Source organism: Vibrio wakamikoensis (genome assembly GCF_050337275.1).
GTDB classification, from domain to species: Bacteria; Pseudomonadota; Gammaproteobacteria; order Enterobacterales; family Vibrionaceae; genus Vibrio; species Vibrio chaetopteri.
In genome coordinates this window covers 1-968 of the sequence record NZ_JAKJST010000011.1, presented here as the reverse complement: position 1 = coordinate 968, position 968 = coordinate 1, and the positions used below count along the sequence as shown (strand labels likewise).

Annotated in this window: 2 tRNA genes and 1 rRNA gene; all 3 read right to left on the bottom strand. The window is 44.3% G+C overall.

Features of this window, described 5'->3' with window-relative positions:
• A 23S ribosomal RNA gene (locus L4C42_RS00715) occupies nt 1-398 on the bottom strand; the annotation flags it as partial.
• 351 nt (nt 399-749) lie between these two features.
• A tRNA-Ala gene (locus L4C42_RS00710) sits at nt 750-825 on the bottom strand.
• A gap of 41 nt (nt 826-866) precedes the next feature.
• Nucleotides 867-943: transfer RNA gene (locus tag L4C42_RS00705), tRNA-Ile, on the bottom strand.
• Between the last annotated feature and the right edge of the window lie 25 nt (nt 944-968).

The following is a 968-nucleotide window of genomic DNA, read 5'->3' as shown; positions in this document are numbered from 1 at the left end:
CCCCCATATTCAGACAGGATATCACGTGTCCCGCCCTACTCGATTTCACTGATGATGAGATGTCGACTACGGGGCTATCACCCTTTACTGCGGCACTTTCCAGAGCCTTCGTCTGTCTCATTAAAAGCTTAAGGGCTAATCCAATTTCGCTCGCCGCTACTTTCGGAATCTCGGTTGATTTCTCTTCCTCGGGGTACTTAGATGTTTCAGTTCCCCCGGTTCGCCTCGCTGAGCTATGTATTCACTCAGCGATACCTGCTTATGTAGTTGGGTTTCCCCATTCAGGAATCTCAGACTCAAAGGTTATTACTACCTAATCTGGGCTTATCGCAAGTTATTACGCCTTTCATCGCCTCTGACTGCCAAGGCATCCACCGTGTACGCTTAGTCACTTAACCATACAACCCCAAAGAGTTTCAAAGAAACCTCGAGATTGTCGTTAAACAACCAAAGTTGTCTGCAATTTTTATACATGATGCAGACTCGATTTTGCCGGACTCAAATAACTCTTTGTTTCCGCTTTTTAAGAAAAAGCAGAGGCAAAAAGTGGACTTTCGTCACTTCCAAGAACACTTGAATGTGTGTTGGTACCTAAATGATTAAATCATCTAGGATTTGAGAACTTTTAAATGAATAACATTAATCAAATGTTATTCGTCAGCTTTCCAAATTTTTAAAGAGCGAGATTTGCTTTCTACTGAAAGAAAGAAACCATTTCTAAATATTCTCAAAGAGAAAACACTTAAAGATGGTGGAGCTATGCGGGATCGAACCGCAGACCTCCTGCGTGCAAGGCAGGCGCTCTCCCAGCTGAGCTATAGCCCCATCAGTGTTGATGCTTATCGCCAATCATCTGGGAGGAAGATTGGTGGGTCTGAGTGGACTTGAACCACCGACCTCTCGCTTATCAGGCGAACGCTCTAACCACCTGAGCTACAGACCCAAGCATCGTCTTTAATTCATAAACC